General features: G+C 28.9%; 15 protein-coding genes and 1 pseudogene. 1 reads left to right on the top strand and 15 read right to left on the bottom strand.

Going from position 1 to position 18735, the window contains the following annotated elements:
- Window positions 1-84: 84 nt before the first annotated feature.
- The 5 genes from JOC62_RS00755 to JOC62_RS00735 form a co-directional block, all read right to left on the bottom strand.
- Window positions 85-3342 carry a hypothetical protein gene (locus JOC62_RS00755; RefSeq protein WP_204593247.1) on the bottom strand — a complete coding sequence of 1086 codons (3258 nt, stop codon included), beginning with the start codon at window positions 3340-3342 and terminating at the stop codon, window positions 85-87.
- Window positions 3343-3351: 9 nt separating this feature from the next.
- Window positions 3352-4050, bottom strand: a complete 699-nt coding sequence (locus JOC62_RS00750; protein WP_204593246.1) for an OmpA/MotB family protein — start codon at window positions 4048-4050, stop codon at window positions 3352-3354.
- A gap of 15 nt (window positions 4051-4065) precedes the next feature.
- Window positions 4066-5484 (bottom strand): MotA/TolQ/ExbB proton channel family protein, encoded by a 1419-nt coding sequence (locus tag JOC62_RS00745; RefSeq protein ID WP_204593245.1) that lies wholly within the window; start codon window positions 5482-5484, stop codon window positions 4066-4068.
- Between the two features lie 204 nt (window positions 5485-5688).
- A complete protein-coding gene (locus JOC62_RS00740; protein WP_204593244.1) occupies window positions 5689-6873 on the bottom strand; it encodes a C40 family peptidase in 1185 nt (394 codons plus the stop codon).
- 299 nt (window positions 6874-7172) lie between these two features.
- The gene (locus tag JOC62_RS00735) at window positions 7173-7652 is read right to left on the bottom strand and encodes an SEL1-like repeat protein (RefSeq protein WP_204593243.1); all 480 of its coding nucleotides are present in this window, start codon (window positions 7650-7652) and stop codon (window positions 7173-7175) included.
- A 378-nt stretch (window positions 7653-8030) separates the two neighbouring features.
- Between JOC62_RS00735 and JOC62_RS00730 the strand changes: the two genes are divergently transcribed.
- Window positions 8031-8999, top strand: a complete 969-nt coding sequence (locus JOC62_RS00730) for an arsenic resistance protein (RefSeq protein ID WP_204593242.1) — start codon at window positions 8031-8033, stop codon at window positions 8997-8999.
- 144 nt (window positions 9000-9143) lie between these two features.
- On the opposite strand, the gene JOC62_RS00725 is transcribed toward JOC62_RS00730, so the two are convergent.
- From JOC62_RS00725 to murQ, 10 genes and pseudogenes are all read right to left on the bottom strand, one after another.
- Window positions 9144-9980, bottom strand: a complete 837-nt coding sequence (locus JOC62_RS00725) for a MurR/RpiR family transcriptional regulator (RefSeq protein WP_204593241.1) — start codon at window positions 9978-9980, stop codon at window positions 9144-9146.
- A gap of 28 nt (window positions 9981-10008) precedes the next feature.
- Window positions 10009-10926: an N-acetylglucosamine kinase gene (locus JOC62_RS00720; protein ID WP_204593240.1), complete on the bottom strand. Its 918-nt coding sequence runs from the start codon at window positions 10924-10926 to the stop codon at window positions 10009-10011.
- Window positions 10927-11003: 77 nt separating this feature from the next.
- Window positions 11004-12776: pseudogene (locus JOC62_RS19065) on the bottom strand (glycoside hydrolase family 10-like protein).
- Window positions 12777-12988: 212 nt separating this feature from the next.
- A complete protein-coding gene (locus JOC62_RS00705; protein WP_204593238.1) occupies window positions 12989-14089 on the bottom strand; it encodes a DUF871 domain-containing protein in 1101 nt (366 codons plus the stop codon).
- 169 nt (window positions 14090-14258) lie between these two features.
- Window positions 14259-15536 (bottom strand): PTS sugar transporter subunit IIC, encoded by a 1278-nt coding sequence (locus JOC62_RS00700; RefSeq protein WP_204593237.1) that lies wholly within the window; start codon window positions 15534-15536, stop codon window positions 14259-14261.
- A 29-nt stretch (window positions 15537-15565) separates the two neighbouring features.
- Window positions 15566-15874 (bottom strand): PTS sugar transporter subunit IIB, encoded by a 309-nt coding sequence (locus JOC62_RS00695; RefSeq protein ID WP_204593236.1) that lies wholly within the window; start codon window positions 15872-15874, stop codon window positions 15566-15568.
- A gap of 62 nt (window positions 15875-15936) precedes the next feature.
- Window positions 15937-16290 (bottom strand): hypothetical protein, encoded by a 354-nt coding sequence (locus JOC62_RS00690; protein WP_204593235.1) that lies wholly within the window; start codon window positions 16288-16290, stop codon window positions 15937-15939.
- Window positions 16265-17455: an anhydro-N-acetylmuramic acid kinase AnmK gene (anmK, locus tag JOC62_RS00685; RefSeq protein ID WP_204593234.1), complete on the bottom strand. Its 1191-nt coding sequence runs from the start codon at window positions 17453-17455 to the stop codon at window positions 16265-16267. The genes JOC62_RS00690 and anmK overlap by 26 nt, the downstream gene beginning before the upstream one ends.
- 4 nt (window positions 17456-17459) lie before the next feature.
- Window positions 17460-17780 (bottom strand): PTS lactose/cellobiose transporter subunit IIA, encoded by a 321-nt coding sequence (locus tag JOC62_RS00680; RefSeq protein WP_204593233.1) that lies wholly within the window; start codon window positions 17778-17780, stop codon window positions 17460-17462.
- A gap of 12 nt (window positions 17781-17792) precedes the next feature.
- Entirely contained in the window at window positions 17793-18698 is a 906-nt protein-coding gene (gene murQ, locus JOC62_RS00675) for an N-acetylmuramic acid 6-phosphate etherase (RefSeq protein WP_204593232.1), read from the bottom strand.
- Window positions 18699-18735: the final 37 nt, after the last annotated feature.

The raw sequence follows: 18735 nt of genomic DNA, 5'->3' as shown, positions 1-18735 counted from the left end.
AAGCAGTAATTATTAAAACTTTGTAAACTTTTAAATTATAAAATAAAAATAGATATAATGCTTCCACTATATCTATTTTTCTAATTAACTTATCATTTTCTCTTCTATATATTGAAGATTCTCTATTCCAGCTAAACTTCTAACTTCCATTAACACTTCAAGGCTATCATAATTGCACTTTTTAGGTGTATTTAAAAATAGCTCTATAAGTTCATTTTGGAAATTTCTAGTTATAGTGCTATCTTCTTTTATCATTGCTATTACTTTTTCATAAATCTCTTGAAGTTCAAACATATCTAAATCAAAGTAATGCTCATTAAAACAATCAATTAAATAGCTGAAATACTCTTCCTTTTTAGATACCTCTAAATCATAATTTATAGCAATTTCTTTTGCCCTTTTTCTAGTATCTCCTCTATTAAGAATGAGCTCAAGAACCCTCTCTTTAAATAAATTTTTAAGCTTTGGATATTCTTCTAAATATTTAGGATACTTGTATACTTTAAATTCTTCAACTGATGATTTAGCTGTATTTTTTAAAGCATCTCTTAATCCTCCATAAGTATTTACTTCCTTATTTTGAATTATATCTTTCATAATAGAATTTAATACCCTAAATTCATTTTCATCTAATGATTTCTTGTCTATTAATTCAAGCCTTAAATGTAAAAAATACTTTATTAAATTAACTATATTCTTTTCATTTATAATTAGCCTTCCTTTATCATTAGTAACAATCTTATCATTCTCAAAAAGCTCCCTATTCCTGCATACATACTCCTTCTTATAAGGAACTAAATCTTCTAAATTCTTAGGCAATATTACTCCATTTATATATTTAAATGAATTCGCTCTAAAATCAACTATCATGCTTCCATTTAGTATTAGTCCTTGTTGAAGTTTTATAAGATTTAGTATATTTCTAATCTCTAGGCTAATTGTATCTTTCTTTTCTTTTTTTATATCTTCTATTTCATTATTTATAATTAAAATTTTTGAATCTATTTCTCTAAATCCTATACTAGCTTCTTTTAGATATTTTTTAATTATATTTTTAGAACCATCATTTTTAAATAGGTATCCCTTTGATTCTTCTTTATTAAATATTCCCTTTAGTATTACAAAATCACATACATTAGATGATTTTCTTCTTAAAACTCTCATATTTCCAAAGATATATAGAAGTTTAAGATTATCTTTATACTTATAATAATCTCTTATATATCCTTCAATCTTCTTAATCTCTTTATTTTTTGATCGTAATAGTGATATTAATTTTTTAACATAATCCTTATCTTTGTAGAATTTACTCTCTATCTTTTTTAATACGATAGCTAAGACTTCTGGATCATCTTTTCCTTTTTGTATAGTCTTTAAAAATTCCTCATCACTATCAAAACATTCTTTAAGGGCAAGAGTTTTGGAAAGTGCACTATCTGAATTTCCATTTAAGAAATTTTTCACTATACAAGTTTCATTCTCCTTACTTCTATAGATATTATAATTTTTTTCTCTAAAGCTTATTGGAAGATCTTTTCTCTTTATCAGAAGCTCATATATATCTATTTTTTCATCATTTGGAAGTTCATTATATATTGGAATTATAAGCTTATTATAGGCGTAATTATTTATGAAACTTCCGTTTATAATAAGCTCTTTTAATATAGGAATATACTTATCTTTTCTTTCCATCTTCTTATATTCTTTTAATATAACAACTAAAAGATCCTGCTTCTTATTTTTAATTACTCCCTTAGTTACAATCTCTAAAATACCATCATCTCTACATACTTCTGCAAGTCCATCTCTCATTATAAAAGTTCCTAAGAATTCTATATTTAAAAGATTATTTTCTATAATTCTCTTAAGACACTTGTTTTCATCCCGTGTAGCTAAGTTAACAATATAGTATTTCAAATAAGATATATACTTCTTTTCATCTCCATTTTTTATATAAAAATCTATTATATTCTCAAGTATCTCTATCCTTTTAGAATCTTCAATACCTTCGCCAATATTATTTAGGTAATTTTCTAATGTTATAATCTTATCTAAATTCTTTTTAGTGTAAGAATCCATTACATTTTCTATATAATATCTATAAACTACTCTACTATAATTACTTAAATCTCTTATTACCGTTTTATACTTTACACAAATATATCTCTTATCCTTATCTTTTCCCTTTGTAATAATTTCTTCTAATATATTTACTAAAGCATCCTTTATATAAATACTTCTTTTATAATAATCTTCTGAGTATTCTAAAAGCTCTTTCCAATCTATTAATATATTCTTTCTGTAGGCTTTAACAAGTAAATTTCTATCTTTAATTTGTATACCATAATCCTTTAAAGGTATGCCCCTCTTTTTAAGCTCTCTACATACAATAATTAAAGAATTTACATCATTATTTCTCCTATAAAAATCAAATATTATCTTTAATAGCTCGTCATTATACTTAACATTATCAGAATATAGAATAATATTTAAAATCTTATCTAATGACTTCTTATTATCTGACCTACTATATAGAATTATTAATCCATGTATAAATTCTTCATCAACAACCTTAAGCTTAACTTTAACATTTATTAATGCAGCATTAAGTTCTTCATCACTGGAGCTACCTATTCTTAGGTATCTTAATACATCTCTTGTATTTTTAGTGACTAATCCTTTCTTATACATATCTTTAAGTGGTTCTATAATATCCTTTAGAAGTATTCCTTTCTTTTTTAGAAGTTCCTCACAAAACATTGAAAGCTTGATATTCTCTTTGCTTAAAGACCTACACCTTTTTATTATTTTAATATAAGTATTTATACTAAGTTCATTATTTAATATAGCTGGTGCTTTCTTTGTAATTTCTAATATATCATCAACTCTTTTTATTCCATTTACTATCTTTAATAGATTCTCTTCACTTCTATTAAAAAATAAAATCTCTTCAAGTTTTATAATATTATTTTCGTTAGAACTTCCATCTATACATTCAATAGAAAATGAAAATTCTCTAATATCATAATCTGTATATATAAGAATTGTCTCTTTAAAATTGTATTCTCTAGTAAGACCTTTTGGAATATCAACAGCTATCTTAACTTTCTTTTCATCAATAGTATTAAATACATCACACTTTATAATTTCATTATGATCATTATGAATAACTCTTATATCATAAAGTGGCCCATCACTTTCATACTTAACTTCAAATCTTTTATGAAGTCCAATATCTTTTTTGTAATACAAAACTTTATCTTCTAAGGAAGTACTTTCTTTATAGCTAAAGGCATCATCCGTTGTAATTTCCTCATAATCTCTATAAATCATATTACTCATAAAGTCCTCCTACTCACTTGCTCTAGACCTTATAGCCTCTTCTAAATCTCTATTAGAAAATACCATTTTTATTTCAATCTTTCTTTGATCCTTAGTCTTTTCAATATCTTCCTTAGAATACTCTTTTTTATCTCTATCTTTCTTATCTGGATTGGTTTCAAATTCTGACATACCAGCGGCTTTAAACTTTCCTCCAAATTCATTTTCTAAGGGACTATCCATCGGAACCATAGCATTTAAAAAGCTCATAGCACGTTCTGTAGAAAGTTTTCTATTTGAAATTGTATCTCCTGCATAATCTGTATGTCCTACAACCTCTATATACTCAATTTCAGGTGCTATTCCTTTTTCATTTAAAAGTAGATAAAATATCTTATTAAGCTGATTGGCTAGAGTTTTCCCTTCATCTTTTAATATCCATTTATCAGTATCAAAGAATGTTTCTGTATTTAAAACCATTTTTCCTTCTTCTCTATCAAAGTACATAATATCTTCATTGACTTCATTCTTATCTAGATTCTCTTGAATTGAATTATAAATCTCTTCTCTCTTTTTAGATATATTATCTACGAATAGAGAAGAAACCGTCATAGATATAATCATAAGGAAGAAGAAAACTAATGTAGCTGCTGTCATTACATCTACAAAAGAAGGCCAGTAAGATGGACCCTCTTCCCTAGTCCTATACTTTCTGCTTCTTATCTTCATAAAGCTTCGCCTCCCCTACTCATCACTAGTTGCAGCTACCCATTCATTTGTTGCACGAACAAGCTCCCCAACAGTTCTTGTATTGTAGCTTAAGCTTTCTGTTGCCTCTTCAATTCCTCTAATTGATTTTTGAAGTTTATTTGCCATTTCCTCTGAAATATTTGCAAGTTCCTCTCTTAATACCTTAGATATAACTTCTCCTATTCCTTCTCTTAACATTTCTACATTAGATACAAAGTCATTTATACCAGATTCAAAGCCTGCATATCCTTGTCTTAAGCTTTCAATTTGCTCACTTGCACGACTATTACTATCTTCAATTGATTTATTAATATTCTCTGTTCCACGTATAAGCTCTCTATAACTCTTATCTAAACCTTCTTTATAACCTCTAAGCTCTTCATTTATAAGCTCGATAGATTCCTTTTCTCCTTCTATACTCATATCAAGCTTATTTAATACTTCTGATAAAACATCTATCTTATCAGAAAGTCTAGTTACTGAAGTATTCATAACAAATTCTAATTTTTCAGTTGTTATATCAAAATCATCTATTGAAGACTTAAACATATCAATTGGCTCTTTAAAGTTATCAACTGATTTATTAAGGGATGATATAACCATTTCTAAATCCTTAGTGTAATTAGATAAAACTTTTGCAGACTCAGTCATATCGATAGTATTTTTATTTATGTTTGAAACTAGTTCATCAATTCCTTCTTGGAATAATGATCTCATCTCTTTAGTTAATGTAATCATAGAAGCTGATATAGTATCATTAAATCTTTCAAATTGAGTTACAAAGCTAAAAGCATGTTCACTATATAAAACATTATCTAAATAATCTTCAACATCATCATAGAATTCTTCCTTTTCTCTTTTTGCCATTTGTATTACAGAATTTAAAACAAGTGACATTATTACACCAAAGATACTTGTCCAGAAGGCACTAGCCATACCTTGTAGTGGCACCCCCATCTTATTTAAAAATACATCCATGGTTTTAATTCCAGACTCTAACACACCATTAGTTGAGTGAATTGCAACAGTCAGACCTAAAAATGTTCCAAGAAGACCTAATGCAATAGAAGTCGATGGCAGTAAATGAATTACTCTTTCATTAATATTTATATATTTTCTTAAATTTTTCTCCATAAGGACTTCAGTATTGATATTCTCTGTTCCTTTGCTTGCACTCATTTTAAATTCTTCTGATATTTCATAAAGTGCTGTCCCCTTAAGATCCTTCTCTCCTGTATCTTCATTTATAACTATGCTACGTTCAAATTCCTCCCTTAACCCTTCATAATTTCTCTTAAGTTTAATACTTAAATATACTCCATAACTTCCAAGAGCTAAAATAACAAATATAACAGCCCACCCTAGTATTCCTTGACTTATCATTGAGCCAAAAATTTCTGAAATAACTTTCAAATTATACCCCTCCAAAAAACTTAATATTACTGTATTTTTATTATTTTATATCTTTAAATATTCTAAATTTCTAATTACTAATTATATTTTAAGAATTGTATATTTGTATTTTTATATTTTATGTTTTAGTAAAACTATAAAACAAAAGACCTTTTGGGTAGTTTTACTAAAACTACCTAAAAGGTCTTACTTTAAAAACTTATATTAATTTATTACTCTTCTTGCATATCCTATCTTGTTCCAAGGTACACTCGCAATTCTTACAGTCTTTCCTGTACTAGGTGCTTCTATCCATTGTCCATTTCCTATATACATACCAATATGTTCCTTACTAGAATAAACTAATAAATCTCCTGGTTTTGCACTATTAATATTTACAGCTGAACCTGCTTTTACTTGGTCATAAGTAGTTCTACCTATGTTAATTCCAGCTTGTTTAAATCCCCATTGCATAAGTCCAGAGCAATCAAAACCTGTTGATGGTGACGATCCTCCATAAAGATACGGCTTACCAATTTGAGATTTCATAGCACTCAAAACTTTATTGTATTTAGACGATGCGTTATTTGTATTTTGTGAATTTGAACTACTACCTGAAGTTTTTTGTACATAATCTGCATTTACATATCCTAAAGAACCATTATACTCTACATAGTACCAGTTTCCACTTTTACTCTTTAATTTAACTTGAGAGTTGTATGGAATAGTTGTTATTAATCCTGAGCCTGTAGATGCACCTTTTCTTAAATTTAATCCACTTCTTGCTGTAACTTTTCCATATCCATTTATTTGAGTTTGCGTATTTGAATTGCTGCTTGAATCTTGTGAATTAGAGCTGACACTTGAAGTCTTTTGAATATAATCATCGCTTACATATCCATAAGAGCCATTATATTCTACATAATACCAACTTCCACTTTTGCTCTTTATATTAACTTGTCCATTATATGGGATAGTTCTTATTATCCCTGAACTTGTAGATGCACTCTTTCTTAAATTTAACCCACTTCTTGCTGTAACTCTTCCAGTTCCACTTGTTTGAGTTTGTGCATTTGAATTACTTCCTGAATTACCACTTGAAATTTGATTTATATAACTATCACTTACATATCCATAAGTACCATTGTATTCTATATAGTACCAACTTCCACTTTTACTCTTTATATTAACTTGTCCATTATAAGGAATAGTTCTAAGTATTTGTGAACTTGTAGTTGCACTTTTTCTAATATTTAGTCCACTTTTTGCAGTAACTTTACCAATTGATACAGAACTTCTCTCTGTATTAAGCTGAGTTGCATTAGCTTGTGTAGCATTCGATGTAATTGAAATTGCTGAACAGAATATAGTAGCTATAGCCAATATTTTACTTACTTTTCTTTTTATCATATTTATAAATCCTCCAGTTTTTTTATTGCTTTTGTATTTTTTTAGTTAACAGAACAAGAATTTAATTTACCTTCAAGTATTATTTGTCAACAAAATATGATATTTGTTAACATTCTATAACATGATAGTTACATTTTCAAATATTGGCCCTAATTTCCTACATTGTCTATTTATATTTTCATTAAAAACATTTAACATTTTTGATATTTTGATAAATTAAATAAGCCTAGTACAATAAATTCATTGTACTAGGCTTATTATTTTAGCTGTTAAATATTTTTTATTTTCTGAATTTAATATCAATTTTCCTTATTTAGCTCCTTCGCAAGCTTTTTAAGTCCATCTAATCTATTATCATTAGATTTTATTAAATTACCATCACCTTTTTCTAAAATTTTCATAGCAGATTTTGCTTCACTTTTAGTAGATTTCATATGCTTTTCTGCAAGCTTATAATAGTAATGACTCTTAGATCCATCAGCCTTAACTTCTCTACCACCTTTAGAGTAAATTATACATAAAATCATTGCTGCATGTACACTTGCAAATGATTCTGCTCTTTCAAATAAAGAAATGGCCTTTCTAATATTTTTATCAAAGCCATTTTTACCTTCTAAAAAATTATATCCTTGTCTAATTAATTCATCACAATCATCAATAGCTAAAAATTCTTCCATCTCTTCTACTTCAGCTTCATATATGCCATATTTCTTTTTATCTCTTTTATGAAGTCTGTTTGTTATTGATTTTTCTATCTTTTTAAATGGTACCCAGTCCATTCTCGTCATCTCCTAGTTTTATCAAATTTCTATTTAACAGCTATGTATCTAAATTATTAAATTTAATTTTAGCTATTTTATTGATAATTCTAATTTATTAATTATAGGTATAAAAAATATGTATCATTTACTATGATAATACTTTAATTCGTAAAGGCTATTAACTATCTGTTATCATTTAATTAACATTTATAGTTATATCAATTTATTATTTTTACTTCTTATATAATAATATATTAAATCGAGTCATAGTTAGATGTTATCCCCTTAACAAACTATCTATGGGTTCTTTTTATTTCTTCAAAATTGATATTGATTATCATTAATGATATACTTCTATATTAGAGTTTAGAAAACTTACATTAGGAGGACATTAAATTGGATACAAAAGATAAGTTCCAAAGCTTGATTATAATTATTATAGCTTTTATTGGTATTTTTATTGGACAAGTAGACTTTATATCTATTATATCTGATAAGCTTATTATGCCATTTCTTACATTAATGCTATTTTTATTATTTCTTCAGATTCCCTTTGGAAACATAAAAACTTCTTTAAAAAATATAAAATTCACTTCTACAGCAATAATAATAAATTTTATAATAACACCTATGCTAATATTTATATTAGGTAAATTATTTTTAATTAATGAAGCTGATTTATTAATTGGATTTGTTATGCTTACTGTTACCCCTTGTACTGATTGGTATTTAATCTTCACAGAGATAGCTAAAGGGAACACTGCTCTTGGTGCATCTCTTCTTCCATTAAACTTTATCCTTCAAATTGTATTACTACCTTTATATGTATTATTAATATGCGGTACAAGTATTAAGTTTAATTCAATAGAACTAATAAGTAGTACTATAATAACTTTAATTATTCCTCTTATACTTTCTATAATAATTAGAAATATAATTATTAAGATTAAAGGATATACATATTTTGATGGAACAGTATCAAAAAAATGTTGCAGCCTTCAAGGATGGTTTTTAAATTTAGCTATACTTTCAATGTTTGCATCACAAGGAAAGGTATTTTTATCACATCCAAGCATATTTTTAAAACTACTAATTCCTTTATTACTATTTTTCTTTATAGTATTCTTACTTGGGCAGATTATTGGGTTTAAGTTAAATATGTCCTACGAAGATACAGTAGCTTTGAATTTAACTACATTAGCTAGAAATTCGCCAATAGCTCTTGCAATTGCTGTAGCTTATTTCCCTGATAGACCTCTGATTGCTGTTGCCCTTATAGTTGGACCACTTATTGAGATTCCAGTTTTAATGGTTGTATCTAGAATATTATTATTTAAGCAAAGTAGAGAAAAGGAGTGTACTTAAAAATCGCAAAAACTACTTCAATTAACATACTTATTATTTAAGACTTACGAATAAAAATAAATAGTAATTTAAAAATAAAAAAGCCTAGCAATTAATTTTATCTAATTGCTAGGCATAATTATTTTAGTTTTTATCTTAATTTTCTTATTTTATTTTTTCAATTATTTTTCTAGTTTCAGTAATATAGTTTTTCGTTTTTGATATATTACCCTTTACAATTCCAAGATATAAAATATCAATTAATGTTAAAGCTGACATTCTTGATGCTATAGCTCCAAGTCTTATTTCCTTTTCTTCATTTGGTATATAAAGACACATATCAGCATTTTTTGATAATGTGCTACTATTATATTTTGTTATAGCAATAGTTTTAACACCATTATTTTTAGCTTCATTTATTGCAATATTAATCTCCTTTGTTTCACCGCTGTAGCTTATTCCTATAGCTACATCATCTTTTTCTATATGAGATGCAGTAGCAAGTTGTATATGAGAATCATGGTTATATATTACATCTTTTTTTATTCTAAGTAATTTATACTGAAAATCTAAGGCAATAAGTCCTGATGCACCGACACCATAAAGATATACTTTTTTTGCATTAGCTATAGTATCTATTGCATTATTTACTACATCAATATTTATAAGCTTACATGTCTGCTCTAATGTATTAATGTTAGATCTTATAGCTTTTTTTATCATGGTTTTTGTATCATCATCTTCACTAATCATCTCGCTAAAATCTACTATTTCCTCTTCATTTTCCTTTGCAAGTTCTACCTTTAAAGCAGTAAAGCCTTTAAAGCCTAACTTTTTTGAGAATCTAACTATTCCAGCTGGTGATACAGATACTCTATCTGCAAATTCTTGTGCTGAAATATTAATCACCTCATCTTTATTTAAAAGAATATATTTACCTATCTTTTTTTCAACATCTGTAAATCCATTCATTCCTTGTCTTATAATATATAAACAACTCATTTTTCATCTCCTAATTTCATTTGTAATACTAAAGCAACTTATACTCATCATTTTTTAATGCAAGTATAGCTGCCCCTATATCCGCTGTATATTTTGGAGGAACTAAAACACATTTTTTATCTAATAATTCTATTAATGGATTTAAAATAAATTTCCCTGATTTAAATACGCCACCAAGATAAGATACTTTTATATTATTACCTTCAAAATCTTTCATTAATAGATTTACCAATTCTGAAAGTTCCTTCGATGCAGCCTTAAATATCTCAATTGCATTTTTATCACCAAGGTTTGCTGCTTCAAAACAAACCTTTGAAAATTTTGCTACTTCCAACCTATCAGCTTTTATATCCTCATTAATATATTTAATAATATCATAATCATTTGATAGAGCTAACTTTTCCTTAATTATCTCATATATATTTGTTTTTTCCAATCTTCCATCAGCTTCTTTAGAGAATGTCTCTATAATTCTTTTGCCTATCCAGTAAGCAGACCCTTCATCACCTATAGAATATCCCCAGCCTCCACATCTCTTATACTTATCACCTATTTTAGATAATGCTATAGACCCTGTTCCTGAAACTATAACTACACCATCTTCTCCATTTAATGCCCCAGCTAGAGCTATTTCAACATCATTTCTTAGGATATATTTAAAATCTTTAAATACTGTTTGTACAACTCTATCAAGCACTTCTCTATCCTTCTGTATATTTCCATACCCTGCAAGCCCAATACCTACTCCCTTTATCTCATCTGCACTTATACCACTTTCAAGTAATACTTCACTTAACCCATCTCTTAAAACATTTTCTACTCCATCCAAGCCAATCTGTTTAAAATGGGATGTACCTTTTTTAATGGATTGAATAACCTCTACATTTTCATTTATTATTGTAAATTGTGTTTTGGTGCCACCACCATCTATTCCTAAATAGTACATATATTTTTACTCCTTTATTCTAAAATAATCCATCATTATTTTATCTATATAAAAATTATTTTAATAGTTTATATAGATTATTTTTTACCCTTTACAGTAAATGTATTAATATCTGATTCATTACCTGCTTTATCTACAATAGTTACTCCATAAGTATAAGTCTTTTTGCTATCAGCTGTATTATCTGTAAATTGTGTTCCATTATCTATCCCAAAACGTGCTATAACATTCTTAGCATCATTTCTATCTATATTCTTACCCCTGCCTTCTACTCTATATATTTGATAGAACCTAGTATCACTATTTTTATCATTCCATCTTAAAGTAATCTCCTCATTCTTATTCCTTCCATTTAAACCATTTACCGCTGAAGTTTTTTCATGATCTAACCAAGGTTTTGCTGGAGTTTTAGCATAAGTTTTATAATATTCTTGTATTGTCTCTGTAGTCTTCTTGTTAATATCATCTCTATTTACTGTATTTATATTTTCAACTATATTATCTAAATTAAACCTTGCTCCTATAAGGTCATATGAACTCATTAATTTTATATGACTTCTTCCATCTAACTTGTTATAAGAGAAAAATGCACTACCTTTTACATTATCATATTTCTGATTAAATCTTAATTGTGATGGTATCTCATCAGGATTATCAAAATCTTTTGCTGAGTTTTCTATTATCTTATAGTTTGGATGTCCAATATATAATTGTGTTTCTTCTACACCTTCAAACTGCTCATTCCACCAATCAACTAACTCTCCATAAGGTGCTGCTGGTTGATTAAATTGCCAATATATTTGTGGTATTAAGTAATCTACCATTTCTTCCTTAGCCCATTTTCTTGTATTTACATAATCGTTTATACTTGCTGTAGATGTAGTAGGTGTATGTGATCCCCCCTCTATCTCTTCAGCATGTCCTCATATTCCAAATGGACTTATACCAAATTGAACACTACTTTTCGCTTTATTATTATGATTTGAGATAGTATCTTTTACTTCTTTTACAAGTAAATTTATATTGTCTTCTCTCCATTTATGGATATCATCAAAACCTCTATTATAATTTTTAAATGTTTCAAAATCAGCATCACTATCTCTCATTGCCATTGTAGTGCTATTTGTATCTACTATAGGGTTTCCATTTTCATCATAGCCTAATACTTTCTTAAATGTTGTTTTATATGGATAGAAATAATCATCAAAATGTATTGCATCTACATCATAATTATTTAAAACTTCTTCTATTGTATCTACTATATGATTAAGGACTTCTGGTCTACCTGGATCTAAATATAGCTTATTTGCAAATTCGTATACTAAATCAGGGTTCTTTTTAGCAAAATTCATATCGTCTAATTCTTTTAGCTTATCTTCTTTTCTTCTATAATCGGTAGTTTTATTAGTTACCCTATAAGGATTAAACCATGCATGGAGCTCTAACCCTTCCTTATGTGCTAATTCTATCGCAATCTTTAGTGGATCAAAGCTTAATTTTCCACCTTGAGTTCCATCAATAAATTCTGATGATGGATTTATTGAAGATTGATACCAAGCATCTAACATAGGTCTTACTTGAAAAATCAAAGCATTTAGACCTAATTCTTTTACCTTTTTTACTACCTTTGTAAATTCAAATCTAAACTCTTCCTCATTAGCTATTTTAGGAAAGTCTATATTGCTTACTGTAGATACCCAAGTTGCTCTAAAGTCCTCTTTTTTATCATGAAATTTAGATGGTACTGTAATTTGCTCCCCGTGTAATAGTATAGGTTCATTAGTTCCATACTTGAAAAGTGGTTCTTCTTTAATACTACTTGCAGATGTTATTATAGTCTGTCCTCCCATTAATGCAGCTAATACTGTTGATAATAAAATAAACTTTTTCCTTACCATTAATATTTCCCCCTAATTTTTAAATATTAAATTAGCTTAATTACTAAATGTTTGGTACTTTATAATATTTTTTATTAATTCTGCTCAGTTTAAATGTGAAAATTTATATTTTCTTATAATCCATCCAATATACTGCTTATATCTTTATTAACTATTATTTTAATTTATAGTTTTTCCATAGAAGTAAAAGTGAACTTTTGCCATGGCTTAATATAATCTAATAAGAATATCTCCTCGTCTCTTACTCTTCCAACTACATTTGATTTACCACTATTTTTCATATCACTTCTCGCAATTTGAAGCTCACCTGCGTAATGACCATATTCGCTACTTTCGATTATTATATCTCCCTTTTTAATGTCTTCCTTTGGATTAAAAATCTTAAAATCATGACCTTTGTATTTTACTCTACTTGCTGTTGATCTTATTAAATTATCTGAGAAATCCCCTCTATTAAAATGTAGTTCTTCAAATAAAATCTTCTTCTCTATTTCTGGTACATTCTCCTCTAACATAACTTCAAATGTCACCATATCTTTTCTCATATTTTTAAGTTTTAAAAGCTCTGCCTCTGTTGGATAGCAATTTGAAATTATAATATCATCTATGTTTCCCATAGCTATTAAATGTTTTGCTTGTACTTCTATTGGTATATTTCTATGCATCTCTAAAGTTGGTAGCCCATCAGTTACAGGCCATGGTCCAAAACTATCCTTGTTCTGACTAGTTATAAATGCAGCTGTTCTTAAACCATATTTATTGAATCTCTCTGTACACTTAACAAAATGATCGAAATTTAATCCACTATATCTATGAGGATAAAAATTATGGCAAGCTATTAAGTTATCTTTATTTGGCATATAGTCCATTATTGTATCTATATAACTTGTATTATTGCTCATATTTATTTCAATTTTTAATCCTTCTTTATTAAAAGTCATTAAAGATTCCTCAAGTCCTGTAAATCCCATATCGAGTCTTAATCCATCAGCTTCAATCTCTTTAAAGAAGCTTAAATCTTTATAACTTATGCCAAGCTCATCAAATACTCTAGGGCTTACATCCACTATAACTTCAAAACCTCTATTTTTAGCATAAGTGTTTATACCTTTAAACTTTTTAATTATACTCTCTTTACTATCTTTAACTGATAAAAGGCATGAGAAAATTCTGCTAAATCCACATTCCTTTGCCTTATCTATGTATTCATATATTTCTTTTTCTGTACTCTTTTCTTCATATATTGATATTCCAAGTCTTCCCATACTAACATCTCCTCAAATCTTACTTTTATTTACTAATTAAAATATTTGCTATACATTACATAATGACGCTTTTTACAATATATTTTACTTTTATTTATTAATCAGAATGCCCAATGAAGAGATGTATATTTTCCTCCATTGAGCATTCCCATAGTCATTATTATATTTACTAGATTATATTTCCTTCTCCAGTTGTCTCTTCAGCTAATAATTTTTTATCATACATTTTTACAAATGGATAGTAGATTATTAGTGAAATTATTATACATATTATATTTAAAACAGAAGCTCTCCAGTCTCCTCCAGTTGCTAGGAATGCTCCTATAGGTCCTGGAAGTGTCCATGGTGCTGTCACTGTAACTTTATTTACGAGATCGAAGCTCATGGCAAACCAGGCTACTATAGCTGAAACCATTGGAGTTATTACGAACGGTATTATGAGTATTGGATTTAATACTATCGGTGCTCCAAATATTACTGGTTCGTTTATGTTAAATATTCCTGGAACTAAAGCTGTTCTTCCAAGGCTCTTACCATACTTTGACTTACATATTGTAGCCATTAATATTACAAGACCTATTGTAGCTCCTGATCCTCCGACCCATATAAACCATTGATAGAATGGTTCTGCTGCTATTCCTGTTGCTGTTTGTCCTGCTGCTACTGCTGCAGTGTTTTGATCTAAAAGTTGTAACCATAATGGTCTAGCAAGTGATCCTATAATTGATACTCCATGAATACCAAATGACCAGAATAATGTAATTAAGAATACTAATATTAAAACACTTGGTAATGTATCTGATGCTGATACTAATGGATCAACAACCTTTGCTATAAATCCATGCCAATCAAATTTTAAGAAGTATGATACAACACCCATAAATAATATAACTATTGCAGTAGGTGTAAGTGCTTCAAATGATCTTGCAACTGATGGTGGAACTTGTTCTGGCATCTTTATTCTAAAGTTCTTTGTTGTAGTAAACCTCAGAACCTCTACAGCAAATATAGAAACAACTATTCCAACGAACATTCCGCCTCCACCCATGTTACCCATAGGCATTACAAATCCCATACCTTCAACAACTTGAGGAACAATAGTCATCATAAATGCTATTGCAGCTAATATTCCGCCTGTAACTCCATCAAGCTTATATGATTTTGCAAGGCTATACCCTATACCCCAGGTCGCATACATGGTCATAATATACATTGTCATACGATAAGGTAATAAAATTGTACTTGCGTTTTCTTTTAAGTATTGTGTTATTCCCCATGAATCAGGTAATGGTGGAAATGCAATAATTAAGAAGAATGATCCTACAATAATAAGTGGTAGAGTTGCTATGATACCATCACGAATAGCACGTAGATGTCTTTGTTCAGCTAACCTTGCCATTGGCATTGATAGCTTGTTCTCTAAAAAGTCAGTAATTTTCTCTAACATATAATTCCCTCCCCCATTTTAAATAAAAATTATAATTTAAGAGTTTCCTTAACTTGTTCTAAAAGTTTAGGACCTCCAAGTGGGCTATAAGCTTGTGGTTTAATTAATACACATGGAACATTTGCACTATCTGCATACTCCTTTAAATAATCAAATCTATGTCTAACTTGTGGTGCAACCATTGCAATATCATATCCATTTTTAACTTCTTCTTCAAACTCTTGAGTACTAACAGCTAAAACTTCCATGTCTAATCCAGCTTTCTCTGCTGATTTTTTAAGTGCACTTACAGCTATTGCACTTGACATTCCTTGAGAACAAACAAATAATACTTTCATAATAAATCCTCCTAAAATTTTCTTTTAATTAATTTTTTAATATAAATTTTAAATATAAGCTTTTAAATATAGGCTCCTAAATACATCCAGAAAAATGCTATTATGCAAAATGCTAATGCAAACCCTCCATATGTCATCCAAAATCCTTTGCAGTACTTCTTATTAGTTTCTATGAAATATCTTGAATAAGCCAGTGTATAACTTGTAATTGTAGCATTTCCAATTACTACTCCTGTTTTGAAATCTATTCCAATAAAACTAAGTATATATGGTACAATAAATGTTGAAATCACTGCACCTAGCATAATCACTAAGCTACTTTTAAAGCTAAAAGTTGGAATCCCATAATCTGTTCTACCATTTGCAAATGCTTTAACTTGAGTAGTTTTTTTACTCTTTACACATTTTGAAACCATACTTTCTGTCTCCTTCCATAAATACTCTTGGACTCATTGTTATCTGCCCTAATATCACTTTCTCCTTTGCACCAGTCGCTGATGGAACATTTGAAAAATTGTTATTTAATGTTTCATTTCCTAATACAGCAAATGCTATTGCTTCCTTAGCATCTGATGAAAAGCCTATATCTTCTTGTATTAATACATCAATACCTTCTAACTCTTCTTTTATAAACCTAATTAAAGTCTTATTATGAGCTCCACCACCTGCTATTATTACTCTTTCCAATTTATTATTTGGAATGATAAACTTTTTATAATTATGGGATATTGTTTTTGCAGTAAACATTGTTAATGTGGCTACTATATCCTCACCCTTTAAATTGCTATATTTAGATATGATTTTTTCAACAAATCTTTGTCCAAAGTCTTCTCTCCCTGTTGTTTTTGGTGGTTTTTCATTAATATATTTGATACTCATAAGTTCATCTAACATTTCATTATTAACTATTCCTTTCGATGCTATCTCTCCATCTTTATCATAAGGAATACCAAATAGTATATTGCAAGTTTCATCAATAGCCATATTTCCAGGACCTGTATCAAAGGCAAAGATATCATCTATACAATTACTTGCTGGTAGACATGTTACATTCCCTATTCCGCCTATATTTTGAAGAGCTACTCCTTTTCCTTTTTCGCTATACAAAATATACTCTGTATATGGAACAAGTGGAGCCCCTTCTCCATGAGCTGCCATATCCATAACCCTAAAATTAGATACTACAAGTGTGCCTGTTCTATATGCAATTACACTTGCTTCTCCTATCTGCAAAGTAGATTTAACTAAATCACATTTATTTCTAGGAATATGGTATATAGTTTGCCCATGAGATGCTACATAATCTAATTTGCCTGTATCAATATTAGCCTTATTACAAATATTGATTACAGCATCAGCAAATAGCTCTCCAAGCTTAAAATTCAAACTACAGATTAAATCTACTGATGATTTATCCTCTAAACAAGCTCTCTTTATTTCACTCTTTATATCATCTGGAATTTTGTAAGTTTCAAATTCCACTAGATCAACTTCCGTATTTAATCCACACCCTTTAATCTCAACTAATGCAGCATCTATGCCATCTAATGATGTACCTGACATCAATCCTACAGCTAACATTTTTTTATTTCCCATCAACCTTTTTATGAAGTTTTATCATACCTTCTATTAAAGTCTTTGATTCTATAGCTGCCATTAGATGGTCTTGTGCATGTACCATAAGTAATGATACTTCTGTTTTTCTTCCTGCTGCTTCTTCTTGAATTAATTTTGTTTGGACTGAGTGAACGTTTAATAATGCATTATCAGCTTCTTTTAAAAGCTCATCTGCTTTTTCATATTCTCCTTCTTGTGCGGCACTTAAAGCTTCATAGGCTAACCCCTTTGCTTCTCCTGCATTACCTATTATCTCAAAAATTATTTCTTCCATATTTAAATTACTCATAAATCTTTCCTCCTATTTTAATCTTTCTAATGCTTGTGATATTCTGCCTTCGCTTTCTTCTAGTGCCTTAATTGCATCTTCAACTTCTAACCCTGAAAGAATCATAAAAATCGCTAGTTTAACGTTTTCAGAAGATTTGTAGAAAAATTCTTCTGCAGTTTCTCTCTCACATCCTGTAGATTCCATTATTATTACTTTAGCTCTCTCAACTAATTTCTTATTTGTAGGCTTTAAGTCTATCATTAAATTTTCATATACCTTACCATACTTTATCATAACTCCAGTTGAAATCATGTTTAAAATCATCTTCTGCGCAGTTCCAGCTTTCATTCTAGTAGATCCAGTAACAACTTCTGCACCTGGGATAACTTCTATTGATATATCTGAATACTTAGAAACTTCCCCATTATTAACGCAACATATAGAAACAGACTTTGCACCAATTTCTCTTGCATATTCAAGTCCACCTATTACATATGGAGTTCTTCCAGATGCTGCAATTCCAACTAAAGCATCATTTTCATTAAATCCTATAGATTTTAAATCCTCTACTGCAAGCTCTTTGGAATCTTCTGCACCTTCTTTAGCTTTAAACATAGCACCTTCTCCACCTGCAATTATTCCTCTTACTAAATCAAAACTAACTCCATAAGTTGGTGGACACTCTGATGCATCTAACACGCCAAGTCTACCTGAAGTTCCAGCCCCTATGTAAATTAATCTCCCGCTTCTTTTGATCTGTCCATATATTAAATCAATAGCATTAGCTATATCTTGTAATACTTCTTCAACTGCAAGTGCAACTTTCTTATCTTCATCATTTATCAATTTCACAATTTCTCTTGTTGAGAGCTTGTCTATATTTTTACTATTACAATTTCTTTTTTCCGTATCTAACCTTTTTAAATTCACCTGCATCTTTCTCCCTCATCTCCTTTTTGTTTGAAATAAAATT

Origin of the sequence: Clostridium sardiniense (assembly GCF_016907995.1) — a bacterium.
Lineage (GTDB): Bacteria > Bacillota > Clostridia > Clostridiales > Clostridiaceae > Clostridium > Clostridium sardiniense.
This window is presented reverse-complemented; position numbering and strand designations above follow the sequence as displayed.